The following is a 21,610-nucleotide window of genomic DNA, read 5'->3' as shown; positions in this document are numbered from 1 at the left end:
GGGCTCGGTGGGTCAGGCCAGCTGCTCGGCGATCTCGACGCGCAGCAGCGTGCGGACGGTCTCGATGTGGTTGACGATGGTGACCGTCGACGAGCCCGCGAAGAGCAGTCCGACCGCGACGTTGTCGAGCGAGGTGACCAGCGAACCGGAGTCGCCGCCCGCCGAGATGTTCGTGGTCATGATCTGGTCCTTGAAGCGCGCCGTGCCGGCCGTGCCGTAGTTGACGTCGACCGTGGCGTCGGTGGAGATGATCCGCCCGAAGCTGATGTTGGTGGTCCGGCCGGTCTTCTTCACCATGTCGCCCACCGCGACCGACGACTTGCGGCGCCACGCGCGCGGCGCGCCGCTGAAGTACTGCTGCCGCGTGGCGTCCTCGAACTCGATCTTCGCGAGCGCCGCGTCCACCACGTTGTTGTGCTGGGTCAGCGGGATCTGCGGGGCGAACTGGATCGAGATGAAGCGGTCCAGTGTGCCGATCCGGTCCGCGGGGTCCGTACCGCCGTCGAACTTGCCCGGCTGCAGGACGGAGCTGCCCAGCGGCGCGCGGTTGGAGTCCGCCAGCACGTGGTTGTTGCTGAGGATGTAGAACTTGCCCGGTGCGCCGAGTCCCGGCGCGGGCGGGTTGGTCGCGGCGCCGGGCAGGAAGTCGTACACCACGCTGCCCAGCGTGCCCGCGGTGACCTGCACGTTGCCGACCGAGAAGCCGGCCGGGCAGGGGCGCATCCGGCGCTTGAGGAGCTGCGGCTCCAGGGCGCTGCCGAGCTGGCTCAGCTCTTCGAGCATGGGCTGGGACAGCGAGCCCAGCCGGCCGCTGTCGCCTGCGAGGGACTGCTCCTCGCCCATCGGCGACCGGCCCTGGCCGCGCGGCACGCGCTGCTGGGCCTGGGCGGAGATGTGGCCGACGGCCAGGACGTCGGTCGGGGTGCCGTCGTCCATCTCCCGGGGGATCAGGTCCCGTTCGGGCAGCATCGACTCCGGGACCTTCTGCGTGACGAAGACCAGGACGGCTTCCTCGCCGGTGGGCTCGCCGTTGGTCCACTTCACGCCGTGGCCGAAGCCGACCACGTTCGCGGTCGGGTTCTGCGGGTGCATGAAGTCGGACAGTGCCTGTTGGCGGGAGGTGTCACTGACCTGGCCGCCGGTGGGTCCGCGCATCATCTCGGGCTGGTTCACACCAGACCACCTCTTCCCCGGTAGACGTCCCGCGCGGCTCTCAGCCGGCACGGGCCGTGCGCGCACAGGCTCGGGCGCACAGGGTGGTGACGGCTGCGGGGCGGGACCGCGTTCGCTTGACGAGCCCTGGCCGTCGCGGCGGCGGGCTCTGAGAGGAGGGCGGGAACCCGGCACGGAACGCTCCCCGGGCAGTTCCGTGCGGCCGCGGGTCGCCCCGCTCTCCCTACGGGTGATGCAGGTAGGGACTGTCTATTGCCGGGCCGGACGGCGGTCAAGGAGGTACGCGATAAATCTTGCGCTTACTGCGCAGATGCCGCTGATGACCTTGTTTGCCATGGTTTTCCGGGGCGGAGGGTATCGCTTCCCGGACACCGCGGCGTTGTGGAGGGTTCAACCGGAGTTCCGCGGGGCGCGCCAGGGTGTGCCCGCAAGGACTGGGGCACGAACCGGCCATCTTGGAGACGACATGCCGCTCACCCGCAGAGACTTCGCCGTGCGCTCCGCCGCCGGCGCGGGCGTCGCGCTCACCGGCAGCGTGGGCGTACTCGCCACCGCGCCCGGCGCCATCGGGCAGGAGGTCCCCGACGCGCCGGAGCCCGCCCCGGCGGCCGCCGCGCGCAAGTGCGGGCCGGGGTACGGGCCGCTGGTCCCGGACCCGGCGGGCATCCTGGCCCTGCCCGCCGGGTTCACGTACAAGATCATCACCCGGACCGGCGTCACCAAGCTGGAGAGCGGCGAATCCACCCCCTCCCACCACGACGGCACCGCCACCTTCGAAGGCCCGCGCGGCAGCACCCTGCTCGTCAACAACCACGAGCTGAAGGGCCCCCGCGCGAAGTGGCCGCACCCCGTACCGCTCGCCGAAGGCCTGGTCTACGACCCGGCGGCAGCCGGCGGCTGCACCGTCGTCGAGGTCTCCCACGATGGCTCGCACGTCGCCGAACGGGTCGGCATAGCGGGCACCTCCACCAACTGCGCGGGTGGACGCACCCCTTGGGGGACCTGGCTGACCTGCGAGGAGACCGAGGACAGGGCCGGCCAGAACGGCATGACCAAGGACCACGGCTACGTCTTCGAAGTCGACCCCCACGACGCACGCGCCGCCCGCGGCCCGCGGCCGATAAAAGCCCTGGGCCGGTACGCGCACGAAGCCGTCGTCGTCGACCCCAAGCGCGGCCACCTCTACCTCACCGAGGACGCCGACCGCCCCAACGGCCTCTTCTACCGCTGGACCCCGCCGCACGGCTTCAAGCACGGCCGCGGACGGCTGCGCGCCCTCGCCGACGACGCGGGCGTCCTGGCCGCGCCCCGCTGCTACGACTCCGGCGGCCGGTTCGTCGACGACCTCTCCCGCGCGACCAAGACCGGCACGGTCTACGGCGTCGACTGGACCGAGGTCCCGGACCGCGACGCCCGTACCACCCCGGTCCGCAAGCAGTTCCACGACGGCGCGGTCACCCGGGCGCGCAAGCTGGAGGGCATGTGGTGGGCGGACGGCGGCGCGTACCTCGTCGCCTCGTTCGCCCGCGAGGAGAGCCCGGTCCAACACGACGGCCAGGTCTGGTTCTACGACCCCCGCCGCCGCACCCTGACCCTCAAGGTGCTGCTCGGCGTCAACACCGACCCCGGCCGGGACGGCGCCTTCGACGGTCCCGACAACATCACCGTCTCGCCGTACGGCGGCCTGATCATCGCCGAGGACGGCGAGGGCGTACAGCACCTCTTCGGCGCCACGGACGACGGCCGTACGTACCCCATCGCCCGCAACGAACTGAACATCGGCACCGCGGCCGAGCCCGCGTACAGCGAGTTCACCGGCCCGGTCTTCTCGCTCGACGGCCGCACGCTGTTCACCAACATCCAGGAGCCCGGGATCATGCTGGCGATCACGGGGCCGTGGCGGCGCCAGCGGTGACCGCGCGGTAGCCGGGGCGTACGCGGCCGCGCCCCGCGGGGAATCGTGCCCCTCCCCGCACCGTTGCACCAGAAGTGAGCACGCGGACGACCAAAACCACCCCCTTCTCCCTCCTCGACCGCTCCCGGACCCGCCAGGGCCACCCGGAGGCCGAGGCGCTCCGCGACACGGTGGACCTCGCCCGGCACGCCGAAGCACTCGGCTACCACCGCTTCTGGGTATCCGAACACCACAGCGTGCCGGGCGTCGCCGGCTCGGCACCGACCGTGCTCGCCGCCACGGTGGCCGCCGCGACCTCCCGCATCCGGGTCGGCACCGGTGGTGTCATGCTGCCCAACCACCGCCCGCTGGTCGTCGCCGAACAGTTCGGTGTCCTCGAATCCCTCTTCCCCGGCCGCATCGACACGGGCCTCGGCCGGTCCGTCGGCTTCACCGACGGCATCCGCCGCGCCCTGGACACCGACAAGGAAGCAGCCGACTCCTTCGCCACCCAACTGTCCGAACTCACCGCCTACTTCACCGGCGGCCCGCGCCCTCACCCCCAGGTGCACGCCCGCCCGGCGGAGGGCCTGCGCGTCCCCGCCTTCGTCCTGGCCACCGGCGCGGGCGCGGACATCGCCGCCCGCGCGGGCCTGGCCCTGGTCATCGGAGACCTGCGCGGCCGCGACGCGATGCGGGAAGCCGTCGACCGCTACCGCGCCGCCTTCGAGCCCTCCCCGCTCTGGCCCCGCCCGTACGTCATCGTCTCCGGCACCGTCGCCGTGGCCGGAACCCGCGCCCAGGCCCGCGACCTCCTGCTCCCCGAAGCCTGGTCGATGGCCTACTCCCGCACCCACGGCGTCTTCCCGCCCCTGGAACCGGCCGAAACGATCACCGCCCGCGAGCCCTCCCTCCCCCCGAAGGCCCGCGCCTCCTACGAGTCCGCCCTCCGCGGCCACGTCTACGGCACGGAGACAGAGGTCGCCGCCGAACTCGACGCCCTGCTCACCTCCACCGCCGCCGACGAATTCCTGGTGACGACCAGCACATACGACCGGGCGGGGCTACTGGAGTCGTACGAGCGGCTGGCGCGGGTGGCGGGGCTGGGGGGTTGATAGTGCTTCGTTTCCAGATCATGCGGACCAAGTGAGGCCCAGGGGCGGCGCCCGCTTGTACGGGGCCGCCCCCGGCGGGGTCAGAGTGCCGCGCCCCCCGGCTTGGCCATGCCGCGGACGGTGCGGGCGTCGACGAATTCGCCCATTGCCGTCATTTCCCATTCGCCGGAGAACTGGCGGATGAGCTTGGCCATCATGACGCCGGTGCGCGGCTCGGACTGGGTGAGGTCGAAGCGGACCAGTTCTTCGCCGGTCTGGGCGTCCACCAGGCGGCAGTAGGCCTTGGCGACGTCGGAGAACTTCTGGCCCGAGAAGGAGTTCACCGTGAAGACCAGGCCGGTGACCTGCGGGGGGATGCCGCCGAGGTGGACGGTGATGGACTCGTCGTCGCCCGCGCCCTCGCCGGTCAGGTTGTCGCCGGAGTGCTGGATGGCGCCGTTGAGGATCTGGAGTTTGCCGAAGAAGCAGTTGTCGACCTTCTTGCGGTCCGGGCCGTAGGCGATCACGGACGCGTCCAGGTCGATGTCCTTGCCGCGGTAGGCCGGTTCCCAGCCGAGGCCCATGCGGACGGAGGACAGGAGCGGCTTGCCGCCCTTGACCAGGGAGACGGTCTGGTTCTTCTGGAGGCTGACGCGGCCCTTGTCGAGGTTGATCTTGCCGCTTCCGGGGGCGGGGGCGGGCGCCGGGGCCGGGGGTGCCGCGGGGGCCGGGGTGCCGGTGGGCGGGCCCCACTGGGCGGTGGGAGGGGCGGCCGGGGCCGGGGGAGCCTGCGGGGCCGGGGCGGCGGCGGGAGCGGCGGGGGCCGCGGGCTCCTCGACGCTGACGCCGAAGTCCGTGGCGATGCCGGCCAGGCCGTTCGCGTAGCCCTGGCCGACTGCGCGGACCTTCCAGGCGCCGTTGCGCCGGTAGATCTCGACGACGACGAGGGCGGTCTCCGCGCCGAGCCGGGGCGGGGTGAAGGAGGCGATGACGCTGCCGTCGGCGGCGTTGCGGACCGTGCCGGTCGGTTCGGTGCCGGCGAAGGTGGCGCCGGGCGCGTCCAGGCTGGCGGTCACGACGATCTTCTCGATGCCGGCGGGCACCGAGGCGGTGTCCACCGTGATCGTGTCGCCGATGCCGCCCGCCGCGGACGTGTGGGTCACGCCCGGCCCGTTGGGCTGGTTGTAGAAGACGAAGTCGTCGTCGGAGCGCACCTTGCCGTCGGCGGTGAGCAGCAGGCCCGACACATCGAGCCGCACGGGCGCGGTGACGTCCACCGCCACCCGCGAAGCGGTGAGCGGGAGGTTCGAGCCAGGAGTCATAGCGGTCATGCCGGGGATAACGAGTGGCCTTCCTTTGCGGTTCCATTACCGAGGGCCGGGCGGGGCGGCTGCCCCGCGGGGGCTCAGCGGCGTTCGCGGCTGTTGCCGAACAGCAGGCGGTAGGCGATGAGGAGGACCAGGGAGCCGGCGATGGCGGCGATCCACATCGACGGGTCGTAGAAGTCCTTCGGGATCGGCTTGTCCAGGATCTTCGTGGAGAGCCAGCCGCCGATGAACGAGCCGACGATGCCGATGAGGGTGGTGCCGACGAGTCCGCCCGGGTCCCGTCCGGGGAGCAGGACCTTGGCGATGACGCCTGCGATCAGTCCCAGTACGAGCCAGCTGATGATGCCCATGGTGCGTTCCTCGTTCCTGCACGGTTGCGCAAATAATTGATACGCACACAAGGACGCAGGAGGGGCGGGGCGGGTTGCGTCGGCTGGGTCCGGCGTGGCCGGGGCCACGGCCGTTCAGTACGGCCAGATGGGCGGGTTCACGCAGAAGGAGCCGCCCAGGTGGGTGTGTTCGGGGTTGGCGGTGTCGAGTTCGCCGTGGGCGGCGATCAGCTCGGCGGCGTACGGCTCGGAGTCGTCCCGGGGCTCGTAACCGAGGGAGCGGGCCGTCGTCAGGTCCCACCACAGGCGGGTGTTGGCCGAGGAGCCGTAGACCACGGTGTGGCCGACGCCTTCGGCGGTGAGCGCGGCGTGCAGCAGGCGCGCGCAGTCGGGCGGGCTCAGCCAGATCGAGAGCATGCGGACGGTGGTGGGCCGCGGGAAGCAGGAGCCGATGCGGACGGAGACCGTCTCGATGCCGTGCAGGTCCCAGTAGAGGGAGGCCAGGTCCTCGCCGAAGCCCTTGGAGAGGCCGTAGAACGTGTCGGGGCGGCGCGGGGCGTCCACCTGGATGGCGCCGGAGCCGTCGGCGGGGCGCGGGGCGAAGCCGACGGCGTGGTTGGAGGAGGCGAACACGACACGACGCACGCCGGCTTCGCGCGCCGCCTCGTAGAGGTGGTAGGTGCCTTCGATGTTGGCGCGCAGGATCTTCTCGAAGGGGGCTTCGAGGGAGATGCCGGCGAGGTGGACGATCGCGTCCACGCCGCGTACCGCCTCGCGCAGGGCGTCCTTGTCGGCCAGGTCGGCGGTGACGGCGTCCGGCGCGTCCTCGATGGCGCGCTGGTCGAGGAGCCGGAGCCGGTAGCCGTACGGGGGCAGCAGGTCGCGCATCAGGGTGCCGACGCCGCCGGCGGCGCCGGTGAGCAGGACGGTGCGGGGTGCGGGCATGGTGCGGGACTCCTCCGGCCGGCCGGGTCTCGGCGGTGACCCGGATTCATCTGCGGATGGCGTTCAGATGGATGGACGATGGACGGTGAAGGTCACCGTAGGGAGGGCCGTCCGGGCCGGTCAAGACGCTTGACGGGGCGGCCGGATCGGCTCGTGGGACGGCCGGATCCGCTTGCGGGGCGGGCGTTCCGGGTCCTTGACCGGCCGGAGAGGGCTGCTCTAGCGTGACTGCGTTCAGAGATGTGGACATAGGTCAGCGACGTGCACACGAGTGGTGGCGTCACAGCGGCGTGCACGCGTCCTGTACGAGCATGCCAGGGAGAGCCCGTGACCCCAGCACCGCCGCTCGCCGAGCGCCTCGACGGACTGCTGTTCTTCCCCGTGACCGCGTACGGGCCCGACGGCGCCCCGGACCTGGCCGCCTTCCGCACCCACGTACGCGGCGGCGTGGACGCGGGCGCGGCCGCCGTCTTCGCCTGCTGCGGCACCGGCGAGTTCCACGCGCTGATCCCCGAGGAGTTCCGGGACTGCGTCGCCGCCGCGGTCCTGGAGGCGGACGGCCGGGTGCCCGTGCTGGCCGGGGTGGGCTACGGCACCGCGCTCGCCACGCGCTTCGCCCGCCTCGCCGAGGAGGCGGGCGCCGACGGGCTGCTGGCCATGCCGCCGTACCTCGTCGCCGCCGGCCAGGCCGGCCTGCTGCGGCACTACGGCGAACTCGCCGCCGCCACCGCGCTGCCCGTCATCGTCTACCAGCGCGACAACGCCGTCTTCGCCCCGGACACCGTCGTCGCCCTCGCGCGCACCCCCGGCATCATCGGCCTCAAGGATGGCCTCGGCGACCTCGAACTGCTGCAACGGACCATCAGTGCCGTGCGGACCGGGGCAAAGGGGCGGGAGTTCCTCTACTTCAACGGGCTGCCGACCGCCGAACTCACCGCGCCCGCCTACCGGGGGCTCGGCGTGCGCCGGTACTCGTCGGCCGTCTTCGCCTTCGCGCCGGAGATCGCCACCGCCTTCCACCGGGCCCTGTCCGACGGCGACGACGCGACGGTCGCGCGGCTGCTGGACGGCTTCTACCGGCCGCTGGTCGAACTGCGCAACCAGGGCAGCGGCTACGCGGTATCCCTGGTCAAGGCCGGAGTACGGCTCCGCGGGACGGAGGTGGGCGGGGTGCGGGCGCCGCTGAGCGAACCGGCACCCGAGCACGTCAAGGCGCTCGCCGGGCTGATCGAACGCGGCCTGGCGCTGGTCGGCGCCCCGGCGGACGGCCGGTGATGCGGGCCGCCGCGTTCCTGTACCCGTGGGACGTGGCAGGCGACCCGGACGCCGCCCGCCGCGTCGCGGACCTCGGCGTCCGGCAGGTCACCCTGGCCGCCGCCTACCACTCCACCCGGGCGCTGACCCCGCGGCACCCACGCCACCGCGTCGTCACCGCCCGGCACGCGGCCGTCCTGTACCCGCCCGCGGCCGAACGCTGGGCGGGGCGCGCCCTGCGCCCGTACCCGCAGGACTGGGTGGCGGGCGCCGACCCCTTCGGAGAGGCGGCGCAGGCGCTCGCGGACGCCGGTCTGGAGGTGCACAGCTGGGTCGTGCTGGCCCACAACTCGCGCCTGGGCACCGAGCACCCGGCCATCGCCGTACGCAACGCCTACGGCGACCGGTACCCGTGGGCGCCCTGCATCGCACGCGCCGAAGTGCGCGCCTACCTCCGCGACCTGGCCGCGGAGGCGGCCGTGCGCCCCGGTGCGCGCGGCACCGAGCTGGAGTCCTGCGGCTGGTACGGGCTGGCGCATCCGCACGCGCACGACAAGACCGGCGGGGTGCCGCTCACCGGCGCCGCGCAGTACCTGATGTCGCTGTGCTTCTGCGAGGTCTGCGCGGCGGGTTACACGGGACTGGGCGTGCCGGCGGAGGAGGTGCGCCGCGCGGTCGTACGGGCCCTGGAGCCGGTGTGGGCGGGCGCGGACGGTGGCGGCGGAGCGGGCGGCGGACGGGCGGGGGAGTGGCGCGGGGTCGAGCGGCTGCTCGGTGGGGAGTTGTCGGCGCTCGTACGGAGCTGGCGGGACGGCGCGGCGCGCGCGCTCCGGCGGGAGGCCGTCGCGGCCGTACGGGCGGCCGCCGGCGCCGGGTTCCAAGTGTTGCTGCACGCCGACCCGGCCGCGCACCGCTGCGGCGCCGACGCGGGCGCCGACCCGGGGGACGTCCTCGCGTACGCCGACGGGGTGGTGGTGCCGTGCACGGGGGACGACGCGGCCCGTGAGGACGCGCTGGCACCGTTCGCCGCTGCGCGCGAGGGCAGCGCACCAGGCCGCGTCCTCGCGGCCAACCTCACCGTCGTCACCGCCATGGGCGGCAGCCCCGGCACCCTCGCCGCCGACGCCGCGCACGCCGCCGCGCTCGGCGCCGACGAACTGCGGCTCTACCACGCGGGCCTGGCGGGCGACGGCGATCTGGCGGCCGTACGGCGCGCGTTGGCAGGGCTCAGCGGGTAGCGCGGTGCGGGGCCGGCTCCCGCTTGACGGCGGTGAGGTGGGCAAAGACCACCACGTTGCCCAGGTACTCCTGCCGGACCTTGTTGAAACCGCCGCCGCAGGTGATCAGCCGTAGTTCGGGGCGGGCGGCCCGGCCGTAGACCTTCTTGTCGGGGAAGTCGTCGCCGTCGTAGACCTCGACGGCGTCGACGGAGAAGACCGCGGTCCGGCCGTCCGCGCGGGCCACCTCCACGGTGTGGTTCTTCTTCAGGGAGCCGAGGTTGTAGAAGACCGCGGGGCCCGAGCGGTTGTCGACGTGGCCCGCGATGAGCGAGGTGCCGGTGGTGCCGGGGGTGTTGCCGTTCTCGTACCAGCCGGCGAGGTTCCCGTCCTCCTCCGGCGGGGTGGCCAGGCTGCCGCGCTCGTCGAGGCCGAGCCGCATCAGCGGCGCGTTCACCCCGACCGACGGGACACGCACCCGCAGCGGCCTGGACGCCGGCAGCGGCGGTGGCGGCGGCGCGGGGGCCGCGGACGGCCGGGAGCCCGGCGGCGGCGCGCCGAACCCCTGGTCGGCGGAGGGCTGCGGCGGCGGCGCCTTGGCCTGGGCGCCGTGGCCGATCAGCCAGAGGCCGGTGCACATCGCGCCCGCGGCGAGCAGCGCGATGACGCCTTGGCCGCCGGGGGAGCGGGGGGTGGTTCCCATGGCTTCTCCTCGTGCCTCCGGGTCTCGGGCGGGCTGCGGTCGAAGACGCGGCCCGGGCCTCCTGGATACGCCACGTCTCCAGGAGGCCCGGGGCCGCCGGCCGGCGGACCGGCGGTGCCGGTACCGGCCGGTGTGTCCGGACGGCCCGGTTCAGGCCGAGCCGTCGGCGCGGCGGCGGCGCACCATCCATACGCCACCGGCCGCGGCCGCCAGCAGCACGCCCGCACCGGCGGCGATCTCCGTGGTGCCGGTGCCGTCGCTGGTGGTACCGATGCCGGTCCTGGTCTTGCCGTGGGGCGTGGCGCCGGAGGTGACCCGTACCGTGCCGGTGATCTCCCGGCCGTTGGAGCACTTGCCGCCGATGCCGTAGTTGCCGGGCTTGGTACTGGCCGGCACCCGCAGGGAGCCCTGCACGTTTTCGGTGTGGGTCTGGCCCTTCGAGGACAGCGTGACCTTGCCGGCGCCCAGGGTGCTCGCATCGACGGTGGCCGATCCGTTCTTGCCGCAGTCACTGCTGTTGAGATTGACCGTCTTGCCGGCCTGTACCGGGTTGGGCGTCACCTCGATCTTGCCGAAGTCACCGGCGAACGCCGCGGAGGTGGACAGGCCGAGGGCGGCGACGGACAGCGCGGCACCGGTGAGAACGCGAGTGGAACGCATGTGACGAACCTCCACGAAGCGCGGACGCGGCACACCAGCGCGCCGCAAAGGAAGTTGGGGGAGTTCCGCGCTTCCTCAGTCCGAGGTAAACGGCCGGGCGCGCCGGGAGCCTGTTGACGCGATGTCAGAACTCCCGCGCCGCGTCGGCGTGTCGCACGTGATCGGTTACGTTTCGGCAGGTCAGGGGCGGGGTGGCGGTGACGTTCGGTGACGTTGCGGATTGCGGTGAACGGGTGACGGATTTTTTTCGCGGAATGTGGTAGTGGCGGTGTGTAGCCGGGGGTTACGGAGGGTGTCCGGCCGGCGGGCGCCCTCGCGCCTCACCCGGGCCGCACGAACCCGCTCTCGTACGCCGCGATCACCGCCTGGGTGCGGTCCCGCACCCCCAGTTTGGCCAGCACTCCCGCCACGTGGGTCTTGACTGTCGCCGGGCCCACCGTCAGCAGTGCCGCGATCTCCGCGTTCGTCAGGCCCTTGGTCATCAGCCGCAGCACCTCCGCCTCCCGGCCGGAGAGGCGCTCCCGCAGCGCCCGCGCCGACTCCCGGGCGGCCCGCGCCCCCGCGTACCGCGCCGCCAGCTCCCGTACCGCCGCGGGGAACAGCAGCGAGTCGCTGCGCGCCACCATCCGCACCGCCTGCACCAGGTCCTCGGCGCCGGACCGCTTCAGCAGGAACCCGCTCGCGCCGGCGCGCAGCGCGTCGTACACGTACGCGTCGTTCTCGAAGGTCGTCACCACGATGACGCGCGGCGGATCGGCGAGGCCGGCCAGTACCTGTTCGGTCGCGCGGATGCCGTCGATCTCCGGCATCCGGACGTCCATCAGCACGATGTCCGGGCGCAGTTCGCGGATCAGCGGTACGGCCTCGGCGCCGGTGGCCGCCTCGCCGACGACCTCCATGTCCGGCTCGGCGCCGATGATCGCGCGAAGCGCCGTCCGCACCATCCGCTCGTCGTCCGCGAGGACGATGCGCAGCGGCGCCGCCGGTGCCGGAGCGGCACCCTCCGGAAGGCCGCTCACCGGGACGCCGCCAGCGGCAGGCGTACGGTCAGCCGCCACACGCCGTCCTCGCCCGCGGCCCGGGACTCGCCGCCCAGCAGCCGGGCGCGTTCGGCGATGCCGCGCAGGCCGCGCCCGCCGCCCGGCCGCGCCCGCCCCGCCGCGTCCGCTCTCGTGTCCGTCTCTGTGTCCATCGCCGTGTCCCCCATCGGGTTCTCCATCGTGATCGTCAACGCGTCCGCGCCGAGGGCGATCCGCAGCCGTACCGGTACGGCACCGGCATGGCGCAGCGCGTTGCTCAGCCCTTCCTGCACCACCCGGTACGCCTCCCGCGAGACCAGCGGCGGCAGCCGCTCGCACCCGTCGGCCACGGCCGCCTCGATCCGCAGCCCAGCGGCGCGGGTGCGGTCGAGCAGCCCGTCCAGGCCGTCCAGCGCCGGGGCCGGGGCGGTGCTGCGGGGATCGCCGTCCTCGCGCAGCAGGCCCAGTACGGCGTCGAGTTCGGCGACCGCGTCGCGGGTGGTCTCCTCGATCGCGGCGAGCGCCTGCCGCGCGAACTCCGGGTCGGCGTCCAGCACCCGGCGGGCCGCGCTCGCCTGGAGCGTGACGGCGCTGAGCGCGTGCCCCACGGAGTCGTGCAGTTCGCGGGCGAGCCGGTTGCGGGAGGCGAGGTCGGCGGCCCGCCGTTCGGCGGCGGCCAGCCGGTCGGCGGGCGTACGGCCCAGCAGGACGGGCGCCCAGTGGGCCAGCAGCCTGCCGCAGAGCCAGATCGTCGTCAGCACCAGGGCGAGCAGCGCCAGCCCGGCCAGCGGGCCGAGCGCGCCGTCCATTTGCGGCCAGCCCGCCTCCTCGTGCCGCAGCGGGTCCGCGAGCGGCAGCAGGAGCAGCATCAAGGCGGGGGGTGTCGCGGCCAGCGTCATGCCGCTGACGATGCCGCCGGCGGCGCAGTGGGCCACGAACCACAGTGCCGTACGCCGCCGGGCCGCCCACGAGTCGGCGGGCTCCTCGGCCAGTTCGGCCGTCGCGTCGGCGGGCAGCCCGCACAGCGACCGCGCGGCCGTCGTCTCCAGCGTGCGCAGCGGCGGAAGGAGCAGCGCACAGAGCGCCGCGACCGGCAGCGCGGTACCGAACGCGACGAACTGCCACGGGAACTCGGTGAAGGCGTTCGCGCCGTCGTGGAACACCGGCGTGACGACCGCCATCAGGAAGTGGAACGGCATCAGGAGGGCGCCGCCGAGCACGAGATGCACCCAGCGGCGGAACGTCACCCGCATCGCACGCCTCAGAGCCGCCGCGTCGCCAGGGTCAGCCGGTCCCGCGCGTCGAACAGCGCGTCCTTGATCAGCTGCTCGTGTGCCGGGGTCAGCCGGGCGACCGGCACCGAGCAGCTGACCGCGTCCCGCGCCGGGGTACGGTACGGGATCGCCACGCCGAAGCACCGCAGGCCCAGGGTGTTCTCCTCGCGGTCCACGGCGTACCCCTGCTCGCGCACCAGGCGCAGCTCTTCGACGAGCCGCTCGCGGTCGGTGACGGTGTGCTCCGTGAGCGCGTCGAGCTTCTCCGGGAGGAGCGCCCGCACCTGCTCGTCGGTGTACGTGGCGAGCAGCGCCTTGCCCAGGGACGTGGAGTGCGCGGGCAGCCGCCGGCCGACGCGGGTGAAGGGGCGCAGGTAGTGCTGGGACTGGCGGGTGGCGAGGTAGACGACGTTGGTGCCGTCCAGCCGGGCCAGGTGGATGGTCTCGGTGGTGTCGTCGGCGAGCCGGTCCAGGGAGGGGCGGGCGGCGGCCACCACCTCGTCGCCGTCGATGTAGGAGGTGCCGACCAGCAGGGCGCGGACGCCGATCCCGTACCGGGTGCCGGTGTTGTCGGTCTCCACCCAGCCCAGGTCGACGAGGGTGCGCAGCAGCATGTAGAGGCTGGACTTCGGGTAGCCGACGGCCTCCTGGACGGAGGCGAGGCTGTGCATGCCGGGCCGGCCCGCGAAGTACTCCAGCAGTTCCACCGTCCGTACGGCGGATTTGACCTGCGCTCCTGCGGCCTCGGCAGCGGACATCGCCCTTGACCCCTCAGTTCGGACAGCCATAGAGTCCCAGCGGACGTCAAATTCACCAGCTGGGACGGCGTTCAGCATACCGAACGGCGTCGTGGGCGCGGCAAGAGTTCGCTGGGAGGAATGCGCGGTGGCAGCAGCGGCGGCAGCACCAGTGTGGAGCGTCGACCCCCGGACCGGGAAGCGTCGCGAACAGGTCGCGGTCGAGGCCACGGCGGCCGCGGTGGACGCCGCCGTACGGGCCGCGCACGCGGCCCGGGACGCGCTGGCCGACCGCGGCGCACGAGCCGCCTTCCTGCGCCGCGCCGCAGACCTGCTCGACGGCGCGGGCGAACGGATCACCGAGGCCGCCGACGCCGAGACCGCGCTCGGCCCCGGGCGGCTCACCGGCGAACTGGCCCGCACCACCTACCAGTTGCGCGCCTTCGCCGACGTCGTCGACGAGGGCGCCTTCCTCGACGTGCTGATCGACCACGCCGACCCCGCGCTCACCCCGCCCCGCCCCGACCTGCGCCGCTACAAGATCCCGCTCGGCGTCGTCGCCGTCTACGCGGCAAGCAACTTCCCGCTCGCCTTCTCCGTGCCCGGCGGCGATACCGCCAGCGCGCTCGCCGCCGGCTGCCCGGTCGTCGTCAAGGCCCACCCCGGCCACCCGGCCACCTCCGAACTGAGCGCCGCGCTGCTGCGCCGCGCCGCGGCCGAACTGGGCGTGCCCGAAGGCGTCGTGGGCCTGGTGCACGGCTTCGACGCGGGCATCGAGCTGGTCCGGCACCCGCTCGTCGCCGCCGCCGGCTTCACCGGATCCGTACGCGGCGGGCGCGCCCTGTACGACGCGGCCGCCGCCCGCGCGCACCCCATCCCCTTCCACGGCGAACTCGGCAGCCTCAACCCGGTCGTGGTCACCGAGGCCGCCGCCGCCGAGCGCGCCGAGCAGATCGGCACCGGCCTCGCCGGCTCGATGACGCTCGGCACCGGCCAGTTCTGCGTCAAACCGGGACTGGTCCTCGCGCCGCACGGCCCGGCGGGCGACCGGCTCGCGCGCTCCCTGGCGGACGCCGTACGCGCCACCGAGGCCGGGGTGCTCCTGGACCACCGCATGCGGGACGCCTTCGTCGACGGCGTACGGGAACGCGCCGCGCTGCCGGACGTCCAGGCGCCCGTGGCGCCCGGCGCCGACGGCGAGCACACCGTCAGCGCGGGCTTCCTCACCGTCCCCGCCGCCCGGCTCGCCGAGCCGGGCGGCCCGCACGACCTCCTCCTGGAGGAGTGCTTCGGACCCGTCACCGTCCTCGCGCGCTACGCCGACGACACCGAGGCCGGCGCCGTACTGGCCCGGCTGCCCGGCAACCTCACCGCGACGCTCCAGCTCGGCGCGGCCGAGTCGGCGGGCGAGGACGCGCCGCCAGGGCCGGACGGAAACGGCACGGGACGCGGGGCGCGCCTGCTGGCCGCGCTCACCCCGCTGGCCGGCCGGGTGCTCGTCAACGGCTGGCCGACCGGCGTCGCCGTGGCCCCCGCCCAGCACCACGGCGGCCCCTACCCGGCCACCACCTCCACCGCGACCTCCGTCGGCGGCACCGCGATCGAACGCTGGCTGCGCCCGGTCGCCTACCAGGACACCCCGCCCGCGCTGCTCCCGCCCGAACTGCGCGAGGACAACCCGCTCGCACTGCCCCGCCGCATCGACGGCCGCCGCGAAGGATGAGAACCCGCCCGTGACGAACGACCCGAACGCGCCGGAGAACCCCGGCGCCACCACCGTGCGCGCCGCGACGCCCGCCGACCTCGACGCCATCGCCGACCTGCACTCCCGCGCCCGCGCCACGTACTACCGCGGGCGCCTGCCCGACGCGCAGCCGGACAGCCCGGCCGAACGCGACCGCCGGCGCGACGGCTGGACCCGTGCACTCGCCCGCCCGGACGCCACCGTGCTGTGCGCCGAACGGGACGGCACCGTCGTCGGCGCCGCCTCCTACCGCCGGGAGGACGGGGCGCCCGCCGGCACCGTCACGCTCCACCAGCTCCACGTGGACCCCGGCTGCTGGCGGGGCGGCGTCGGCACCGCCCTGCACCGCGCCTGCGTGGCCGGCTGGCGGTCGGCGGGCATCGCCACCGCCCGCCTGGAGGTGTACTGGCACAACAGCAGGGCCCGCGCCTTCTACACGCGGCACGGCTGGCGGCCGGACGAGTCCCGCCGCCCGGTCCCCGACGACACCCACCTCGGCCTCGTCCTGCCCCTCACTCCCGCCGCGCGATGAGCTGAAGCCGCTCGGCGGTGTGCCCGTCCAAGGTCGTGACGGTGTCCGTGCGCTCGGCTTCCACCGCGAAGCCGTGCGCCCGGACCAGCTCGTGCAGGTGTCCGGGCCCGTGGTGCCGGAACACTCCGCCGTCGGGCGTTTCGAACACCCCGTACGTCCCGTACCGGGAGGCGAACTCCTCGTACCGCGCCACGTTGCGCGCGTCGCCCTGCAACGGCATGTCGCTCACGTACAGCACCCCGCCGGGCCGCACCAGCCGCCCCAGCTCGGCGGCGATGTCCCGCTGCGCGCCGTCGCCGGGGACACACGTCAGCACGGCGAACAGCAGCGCGGCCCCGAAGGAGCCGTCCGCGAACGGCAGCGGCGGCCCGGGACAGCGCGTGATCCGCAGGCCCGGATGCTCCCGCCCCGCCCGCTCGACGAGCGCCTTCGAGACATCCACCCCGCGCACGTCCGCATACCCCGCCGCCACCATCTCCGCGGTCAGCCGCCCGTACCCGCAGCCGTAGTCCAGCACCGGCACGTCACGCGGCAGGTACGCGTCCAGCAACCCGTGATCCAGCGGATGGGTGAACGTCTTGGCGGCCCCGGTCGTCTCCCAGAACCCGTGCGATGCCCGGCGCGTCCTCATACCCGGACGCTACCCCGGCCACGGGGAATACCTCCCGCCCCCGCGCGGTTGTCCCGGACTGTCCCCTTTCCGGGGGACTCCGGAGCCGTTGCGGGTCCGGACATCAGGAATCAAGGAAACACCTGTCATGCGCGTCGAAATCTGGTCGGACATCGCCTGCCCCTGGTGCTACATCGGCAAGGCCCGCTTCGAGAAGGGGCTGGCCCGGTTCGCGCACCGGGACGAGGTGGAGGTCGTGCACCGGTCGTTCGAGCTCGACCCGCAGGCGGCGCCGGCCGGTGGCGTGATGGTGCTGGACATGCTGGCGGAGAAGTACGGGGTGTCCCGGGAGCAGGCCGAGGCCATGGAGGCGCGGGTGGCCGAGGCGGCCGCCGGGGAGGGACTGGGATACCGGTCCGACCGGGTGCACGGGAACACCTTTGACCTGCACCGGCTGCTGCACCTGGCCAAGGAGCGGGGAAAGCAGGACGCGCTGCTCGGCGCGCTGTACCGGGCCAACTTCGCGGAGGCGCGGCCGCTGGGGGACGCGGCGGAGCTGACCCGGGTGGCCGTGGCGGCGGGGCTGGACGAGGCGGACGTCCGGCGGGTGCTGGCGGACGGGGACGCGTACGCGGAAGCGGTCAGGGCCGACGAGCGGGAGGCGGCGGAGCTGGGCGCCAGGGGCGTGCCGTTCTTCGTCATCGACCGGCGGTACGGGATCTCCGGCGGGCAGCCGGCAGAGGTCTTCCGGCAGGCGCTGGAGCAGGCGCGGGAGGCCGGGGGGACCGCGGCGCCGGACGGCGACGGCAGTGGTGACGGGTGCGCTGACGGGGTGTGTACGCCCGGAGCGGGAGCCTGAATTCCGGGCCCCGTAAGCCGGACGGTTCACCAAGGGGCGCCCTGAGCTGCGCCGATAAGCGTTGCTTGACGGCGTTCCAAAGATATTCGCCATGGACGGCGGGCGGCTCGGCAGCCAGAGTGGGGGCATGCAGCGAATCGAGCCACTCGGCGGCGACGAGTTCACGCCTCTGACGACGTATCTGAACACCGCCTCCAGCGGGCTGCTGCCCGCCCGTTCGGCCGCCGCCCTGCGCGCGGCGGTCGAGGAGTCGGCCTCCTACGGGACCATGGGCCAGGACTACTTCGGCCCGGCGGAGGCGTCCAGGGCCGCCTTCGCCCGGCTGATGCACGTACCGCCGGAGCGCGTCGCGATCGGCGGCGCGGTCGCCGTGCACGCCGCGCTGATCGCCGGATCGCTGCCGCAGGGATCGGAAGTGCTCGTCCCCGAGGGCGAGTTCAGCTCGCTGGTCAACCCGTTCGCGGTGGCCGGGAACGGGCTGAAGGTGCGCACCGCGCCGCTGGCCGGGCTGGCCGACGCGGTACGGCCCGGCACGGCCCTCGTCGCGTTCAGCGCGGTCCAGGCGAAGGACGGCCGGATCGCCGACACGGAAGCCGTACGGGCCGCCGCCCGCGCCCACGGGGCGCGCACCCTCGTGGACGTCACCCAGGCCGCCGGCTGGCTGCCGCTGCGGGCCGGCGACTTCGACTACCTGGTGTGCGGGGCGTTCAAATGGCTGCTGTGCCCGCGCGGCACCTCCTTCCTGGTGTGCGGGACGGCGGAGGACGGGCCGGCGGCGCTGCACGCCGGATGGGTGGCCGGCGCGGACCCGATGGAGTCCAACTACGGGCCGATCCGGCAGCTCGCGGCCGACGCGCACCGCTACGACGAGCCGCACGCCCACTACTCGTACGTCGCCGCCCGGCACTCCCTCGCCCTCTTCGAGGAGATCGGCGTGGAGACCGTGCACGCCCACGACGTCGCGCTGGCCGACCGCTACCGCGCGGGCCTCGCGGAGCTGGGCCACACCCCGCTGCCCGCGCCGGGCTCGGCGATCGTGTCCGTGCCGGGGCTCGCGGACGCGGCGGACCGGCTGGAAGCGGCGGGCGTACGGGTCGCCGTCCGCGCGGGCAACCTGCGGGCCGCCTTCCACCTGTACAACTCGTCCGGCGATGTGGACCGGCTGCTGGAACTGCTGGGGGAGAGCTGACGGGCCCCGGCGCACGGGCCGCCGCCCACCTCGCGTACCAGCCCTGCCGCCCCGCGCCGCACCGGCCCCCGGCACCGCACGGGCGTCGCGCAATTCGGCCGGGCGGACGGCTACCGCGGAGCAGGGCCAAAGGCTAGGAATGTCACCACACACTCACGAGGTGGTGCCGGTGGACGGGACAACCAGGTACCCGCCGCGCGACCAGGAGCTGCACCGGCGGCTGGTGTACGGGGACGAATCCGCGCTGGGCGAGGCGTACGACGCCTACGGCGCGTTGGTACGGGCGGTGGCCCGGCGGGTGACCGGCAGCGCGGCGGTCGCCGAGGAGGTGACGCAGCGCGTCTTCCTCGAACTGTGGACCTGCCCGTACGCGTTCGCGCCGGGCCACGGCTCGCTGCGCGCCTGGCTGAGCATGCGCGGGCACGACGGCGCGGTCGCCCGGGTGAGCGAGGCCGGGGCGGTGCGGGCGGCGGACGACGCGGGCGGCCCCGCGGTGCCGGAACCCGAGGCGACGGCGCGGGCGGCGCTGCACACCGCGCTCGGCGAACTGCCCCTGCCCCAGCGGGAGGCGCTGCACCTGGCGTGCTTCGCCGGGCGCACGTACCGGCAGGTCGCCGTGGAGCTGGGCATCGCGGAGGCGGCGGCCACCGCCCGGCTGCGGTCGGCCCTGTGCGGCCTCGCCGACCGGCTCGCCGGGCCGCCGGCACCCGGAAACCCGGCCGACGAGGCCCGGGACGAGTGCTGAGCGGCGGCCGCGGGCAGCAGCAAGGACGACACGGTCCGTGCGCACGGACCGGCCGGGTGGCGGAGAGGGGCGTGCGATGACCGCGGGCGGCAGGAACGGCCGGGACGGTACGGGCAATCCGGGCGGCAGCGGCGGGCCGGAGGACCCGGCGGACCCGCCGGGCCCGGACGGACCCGGTGGCGCGGGCGGCCCGTCCGCCGCGCACGAGGAGGTCAGCGCGCTGCTCGCCGCGTGGGCGCTCGGCGCCGGCATGCCGGGCGACGACGCGCGGGTCCGCGGCCACCTGCGCGACTGCGCGCCGTGCGCGGCCGAGGCACGGCGGCTGCGGGAGGCCGTACGGCTGCTGGACGAGCCCGCGCCGGGCGGAACGGGGCGGGGCGCCGGGCGCAAGGCCAATGCCGGCCTGGCCCGCGGGCGGCTGATGGCCGCGGCCCGCGCCGCGCGGCCCGGCCAGGGGCCGTTGGCCGCGCACGCCGCCCCGTACGCCGGTGCGGTGGCCGGCCTGGACGCGCTGCTGCGGGAACTGGACCGCGCCCCGGCCCGCTGGGGCACGCCCGTCGTGCACGACTGGGACGTCCAGGGCACCGTCGCGCATCTGGTGGCGGCGGACGAGGTGCTGGCCGAGCGGCTGGGCCTGGCGCCGGTGACGGACGCGGGCGCGGGCCTGGGGCCGGTCCTCGGCCCGGGGCCAGGGCCGGAAGCGGGGCCAGGGCTGGAAGGGGGCTTCGGCCCGGACGCCACCACGGGGCCCGGCGAGCGGCCGGGGCCGGGGCGGCCGGCCGGCGCGGGTGCCCCGTGGGAGCTGCGCTGGGCGGCCCGTACCGAAGAGGTGGTGGCCTACGAGCACACTCGGCCGCCGGCGGAGACCCGGGAGGCGTGGCGGACCCAGGCGCACGGGCTGCTCGCGCTGCCGGAGGCGGGCGACGAGCAGCTGGCCGCCACGGCCACCACGCTGATGGGGCTGCGGCTGCCGGTCGCCGACCACTACGTGATCCGCGCGTTCGAGACCTGGGTGCACACCCGGGACATCGGGCGGGCCCTCGGCCGTACCGTGCCGCCGCCGCTGCCGGTGCACCTGCAACGGTTCGTGGGGCTGGCCGTACGCATTCTCGACCTGGCGCTGGGGCCCGACGCGCGGCCGGTGCTGCTGTCGGTGGAGGGCGAGGCGGGCGGCGACTGGGTGCTCGGCTCGGACGCCGAGCCGATCGCCGCCGAACTGGTCCTGGAGGCCACCGATTTCCTCCTGCTCGTCGGCGGGCGGCAGGACCCCGACGAGATCGCGCGCGGCCAGGCGGGCGACGGGGCCGCCTCGCAGCGGCTGCTGGAGACGGCCACGTCGCTGGCCTGGCTGTGACGCCGTGCCCCGCCGGCACGGCGCGGCGCGCGGGGGTTACCGCACGGGGGTGAAGTCACGCGCGCCGATGTAGTCCGGGCGCGGGACCGGCGCCGCGAAGGGCTCCACCGCGGTGTTCTCCACGCTGTTGAACACGATGAAGACGTTGCTGCGCGGGTACGGCGTGATGTTGTCGCCGGAACCGTGCATGCAGTTGCAGTCGAACCAGGTGGCCGAGCCGGCCTTGCCGGTGAACAGCTTGATGCCGTGCGCGTCGGCCAGCTTGGTCAGCGCCTCGTCCGAGGGCGTGCCGGCGTCCTGCATCTGCAGCGACTTCTTGTAGTTGTCCCGCGGCGTCTCGCCGGCGCACCCGAGGAAGTGCCGATGCGAGCCCGGCATGATCATCAGGCCGCCGTTGGTGTCGTAGTTCTCCGTCAGCGCGATCGAGACCGACACGGTCCGCATGTTCGGCAGGCCGTCCTCGGCGTGCCAGGTCTCGAAGTCGGAGTGCCAGTAGAACCCGGAGGCGCCGAAGCCCGGCTTGACGTTGATCCTGGACTGGTGGACGTAGACGTCCGAGCCGAGGATCTGACGGGCGCGTCCCACCACGCGCGGGTCGGAGACCAGCTTGGCGAACACCTCGCTGATCTTGTGCACCTCGAAGACCGACCGGATCTCCTGGGACCGCGGCTCGACGATGGAGCGGTCGTCCGCCCGCATCGCCGGGTCGTTGACCAGGCGGTCCAGTTCGGCGCGGTACACCGCGACCTCTTCCGCCGTCAGCAGTTCCCCGATGGCGAAGAAACCGTCGCGTTCGAAGTCGCTCAGCTCGGCCGGCTGGAAGGGCCCCTCCGTGCCGGGCTGCGACCACACCACCGGGTCCTGCCGCGGGGTCATCACCTCGGTGGTCCCCCGGGTCGGGTACAGGTCGGCGGTGCGCTCGGGTGCGGTGGTCATGGTGTTGCCTTCCT

Annotated in this window: 21 protein-coding genes; 10 read left to right on the top strand and 11 right to left on the bottom strand. The window is 74.2% G+C overall.

What is annotated here, in order from left to right:
* Positions 1-12: 12 nt before the first annotated feature.
* Positions 13-1,173, bottom strand: coding sequence for a hypothetical protein (locus ACH4K4_RS17460; RefSeq protein ID WP_398168162.1), 1,161 nt, complete (start codon positions 1,171-1,173; stop codon positions 13-15).
* A gap of 466 nt (positions 1,174-1,639) precedes the next feature.
* Between ACH4K4_RS17460 and ACH4K4_RS17455 the strand changes: the two genes are divergently transcribed.
* Positions 1,640-3,088 (top strand): alkaline phosphatase PhoX, encoded by a 1,449-nt coding sequence (locus ACH4K4_RS17455; RefSeq protein WP_398168161.1) that lies wholly within the window; start codon positions 1,640-1,642, stop codon positions 3,086-3,088.
* 74 nt (positions 3,089-3,162) lie between these two features.
* Positions 3,163-4,182 carry an LLM class flavin-dependent oxidoreductase gene (locus tag ACH4K4_RS17450; RefSeq protein ID WP_398168160.1) on the top strand — a complete coding sequence of 340 codons (1,020 nt, stop codon included), beginning with the start codon at positions 3,163-3,165 and terminating at the stop codon, positions 4,180-4,182.
* An 80-nt stretch (positions 4,183-4,262) separates the two neighbouring features.
* On the opposite strand, the gene ACH4K4_RS17445 is transcribed toward ACH4K4_RS17450, so the two are convergent.
* From ACH4K4_RS17445 to ACH4K4_RS17435, 3 genes are all read right to left on the bottom strand, one after another.
* Entirely contained in the window at positions 4,263-5,483 is a 1,221-nt protein-coding gene (locus ACH4K4_RS17445) for a TerD family protein (protein WP_398168686.1), read from the bottom strand.
* A gap of 83 nt (positions 5,484-5,566) precedes the next feature.
* Positions 5,567-5,839 (bottom strand): GlsB/YeaQ/YmgE family stress response membrane protein, encoded by a 273-nt coding sequence (locus tag ACH4K4_RS17440; RefSeq protein ID WP_360126140.1) that lies wholly within the window; start codon positions 5,837-5,839, stop codon positions 5,567-5,569.
* Between the two features lie 114 nt (positions 5,840-5,953).
* Positions 5,954-6,763 (bottom strand): NAD-dependent epimerase/dehydratase family protein, encoded by an 810-nt coding sequence (locus tag ACH4K4_RS17435; protein ID WP_398168158.1) that lies wholly within the window; start codon positions 6,761-6,763, stop codon positions 5,954-5,956.
* 327 nt (positions 6,764-7,090) lie between these two features.
* Between ACH4K4_RS17435 and ACH4K4_RS17430 the strand changes: the two genes are divergently transcribed.
* Positions 7,091-8,038: a 5-dehydro-4-deoxyglucarate dehydratase gene (locus ACH4K4_RS17430; protein WP_398168156.1), complete on the top strand. Its 948-nt coding sequence runs from the start codon at positions 7,091-7,093 to the stop codon at positions 8,036-8,038.
* On the top strand, positions 8,038-9,255 hold the full coding sequence (locus tag ACH4K4_RS17425; RefSeq protein WP_398168155.1) for a hypothetical protein: 1,218 nt from the start codon (positions 8,038-8,040) through the stop codon (positions 9,253-9,255). Before ACH4K4_RS17430 ends, ACH4K4_RS17425 begins: the two co-directional genes overlap by 1 nt.
* Here the strand turns inward: ACH4K4_RS17425 and ACH4K4_RS17420 are convergent.
* The 5 genes from ACH4K4_RS17420 to ACH4K4_RS17400 form a co-directional block, all read right to left on the bottom strand.
* Positions 9,245-9,937, bottom strand: coding sequence for a class F sortase (locus tag ACH4K4_RS17420; protein WP_398168154.1), 693 nt, complete (start codon positions 9,935-9,937; stop codon positions 9,245-9,247). The genes ACH4K4_RS17425 and ACH4K4_RS17420 overlap by 11 nt on opposite strands.
* A gap of 150 nt (positions 9,938-10,087) precedes the next feature.
* Entirely contained in the window at positions 10,088-10,597 is a 510-nt protein-coding gene (locus ACH4K4_RS17415) for a hypothetical protein (RefSeq protein ID WP_398168152.1), read from the bottom strand.
* A gap of 320 nt (positions 10,598-10,917) precedes the next feature.
* A complete protein-coding gene (locus tag ACH4K4_RS17410) occupies positions 10,918-11,616 on the bottom strand; it encodes a response regulator (protein ID WP_398168150.1) in 699 nt (232 codons plus the stop codon).
* Positions 11,613-12,869: a sensor histidine kinase gene (locus ACH4K4_RS17405; RefSeq protein WP_398168149.1), complete on the bottom strand. Its 1,257-nt coding sequence runs from the start codon at positions 12,867-12,869 to the stop codon at positions 11,613-11,615. The genes ACH4K4_RS17410 and ACH4K4_RS17405 overlap by 4 nt, the downstream gene beginning before the upstream one ends.
* Positions 12,870-12,877: 8 nt before the next feature.
* Entirely contained in the window at positions 12,878-13,648 is a 771-nt protein-coding gene (locus tag ACH4K4_RS17400) for an IclR family transcriptional regulator (RefSeq protein WP_398168147.1), read from the bottom strand.
* Between the two features lie 127 nt (positions 13,649-13,775).
* On the opposite strand from ACH4K4_RS17400, the gene ACH4K4_RS17395 reads away from it, so the two are divergent.
* Entirely contained in the window at positions 13,776-15,350 is a 1,575-nt protein-coding gene (locus tag ACH4K4_RS17395) for an aldehyde dehydrogenase (NADP(+)) (RefSeq protein ID WP_398168145.1), read from the top strand.
* Between the two features lie 10 nt (positions 15,351-15,360).
* Positions 15,361-15,903 carry a GNAT family N-acetyltransferase gene (locus ACH4K4_RS17390; protein ID WP_398168144.1) on the top strand — a complete coding sequence of 181 codons (543 nt, stop codon included), beginning with the start codon at positions 15,361-15,363 and terminating at the stop codon, positions 15,901-15,903.
* Here ACH4K4_RS17390 and ACH4K4_RS17385 read toward each other — a convergent pair.
* Positions 15,884-16,534, bottom strand: a complete 651-nt coding sequence (locus ACH4K4_RS17385) for a class I SAM-dependent methyltransferase (RefSeq protein WP_398168142.1) — start codon at positions 16,532-16,534, stop codon at positions 15,884-15,886. The two genes, ACH4K4_RS17390 and ACH4K4_RS17385, sit on opposite strands and share 20 nt — an antisense overlap.
* 127 nt (positions 16,535-16,661) lie before the next feature.
* Here ACH4K4_RS17385 and ACH4K4_RS17380 point away from each other — a divergent pair, with 127 nt between their 5' ends.
* The 4 genes from ACH4K4_RS17380 (at position 16,662) to ACH4K4_RS17365 (ending at position 20,660) form a co-directional block, all read left to right on the top strand.
* On the top strand, positions 16,662-17,372 hold the full coding sequence (locus tag ACH4K4_RS17380; RefSeq protein WP_398168141.1) for a DsbA family oxidoreductase: 711 nt from the start codon (positions 16,662-16,664) through the stop codon (positions 17,370-17,372).
* A 127-nt stretch (positions 17,373-17,499) separates the two neighbouring features.
* Positions 17,500-18,561 carry an aminotransferase class V-fold PLP-dependent enzyme gene (locus ACH4K4_RS17375; RefSeq protein WP_398168139.1) on the top strand — a complete coding sequence of 354 codons (1,062 nt, stop codon included), beginning with the start codon at positions 17,500-17,502 and terminating at the stop codon, positions 18,559-18,561.
* A 139-nt stretch (positions 18,562-18,700) separates the two neighbouring features.
* Positions 18,701-19,306 carry an RNA polymerase sigma factor gene (locus ACH4K4_RS17370; RefSeq protein ID WP_398168138.1) on the top strand — a complete coding sequence of 202 codons (606 nt, stop codon included), beginning with the start codon at positions 18,701-18,703 and terminating at the stop codon, positions 19,304-19,306.
* Between the two features lie 76 nt (positions 19,307-19,382).
* A complete protein-coding gene (locus ACH4K4_RS17365; RefSeq protein WP_398168137.1) occupies positions 19,383-20,660 on the top strand; it encodes a maleylpyruvate isomerase family mycothiol-dependent enzyme in 1,278 nt (425 codons plus the stop codon).
* A 36-nt stretch (positions 20,661-20,696) separates the two neighbouring features.
* On the opposite strand, the gene thpD is transcribed toward ACH4K4_RS17365, so the two are convergent.
* Positions 20,697-21,596: an ectoine hydroxylase gene (gene thpD / locus ACH4K4_RS17360; protein ID WP_398168136.1), complete on the bottom strand. Its 900-nt coding sequence runs from the start codon at positions 21,594-21,596 to the stop codon at positions 20,697-20,699.
* Between the last annotated feature and the right edge of the window lie 14 nt (positions 21,597-21,610).

The organism is Streptomyces sp. NPDC017529, from assembly GCF_044329785.1.
In the GTDB taxonomy this organism is placed as follows: domain Bacteria; phylum Actinomycetota; class Actinomycetes; order Streptomycetales; family Streptomycetaceae; genus Streptomyces.
Note: the sequence above shows the minus strand (reverse complement) of the source record. Positions and strands in the feature narration are given on the sequence as shown.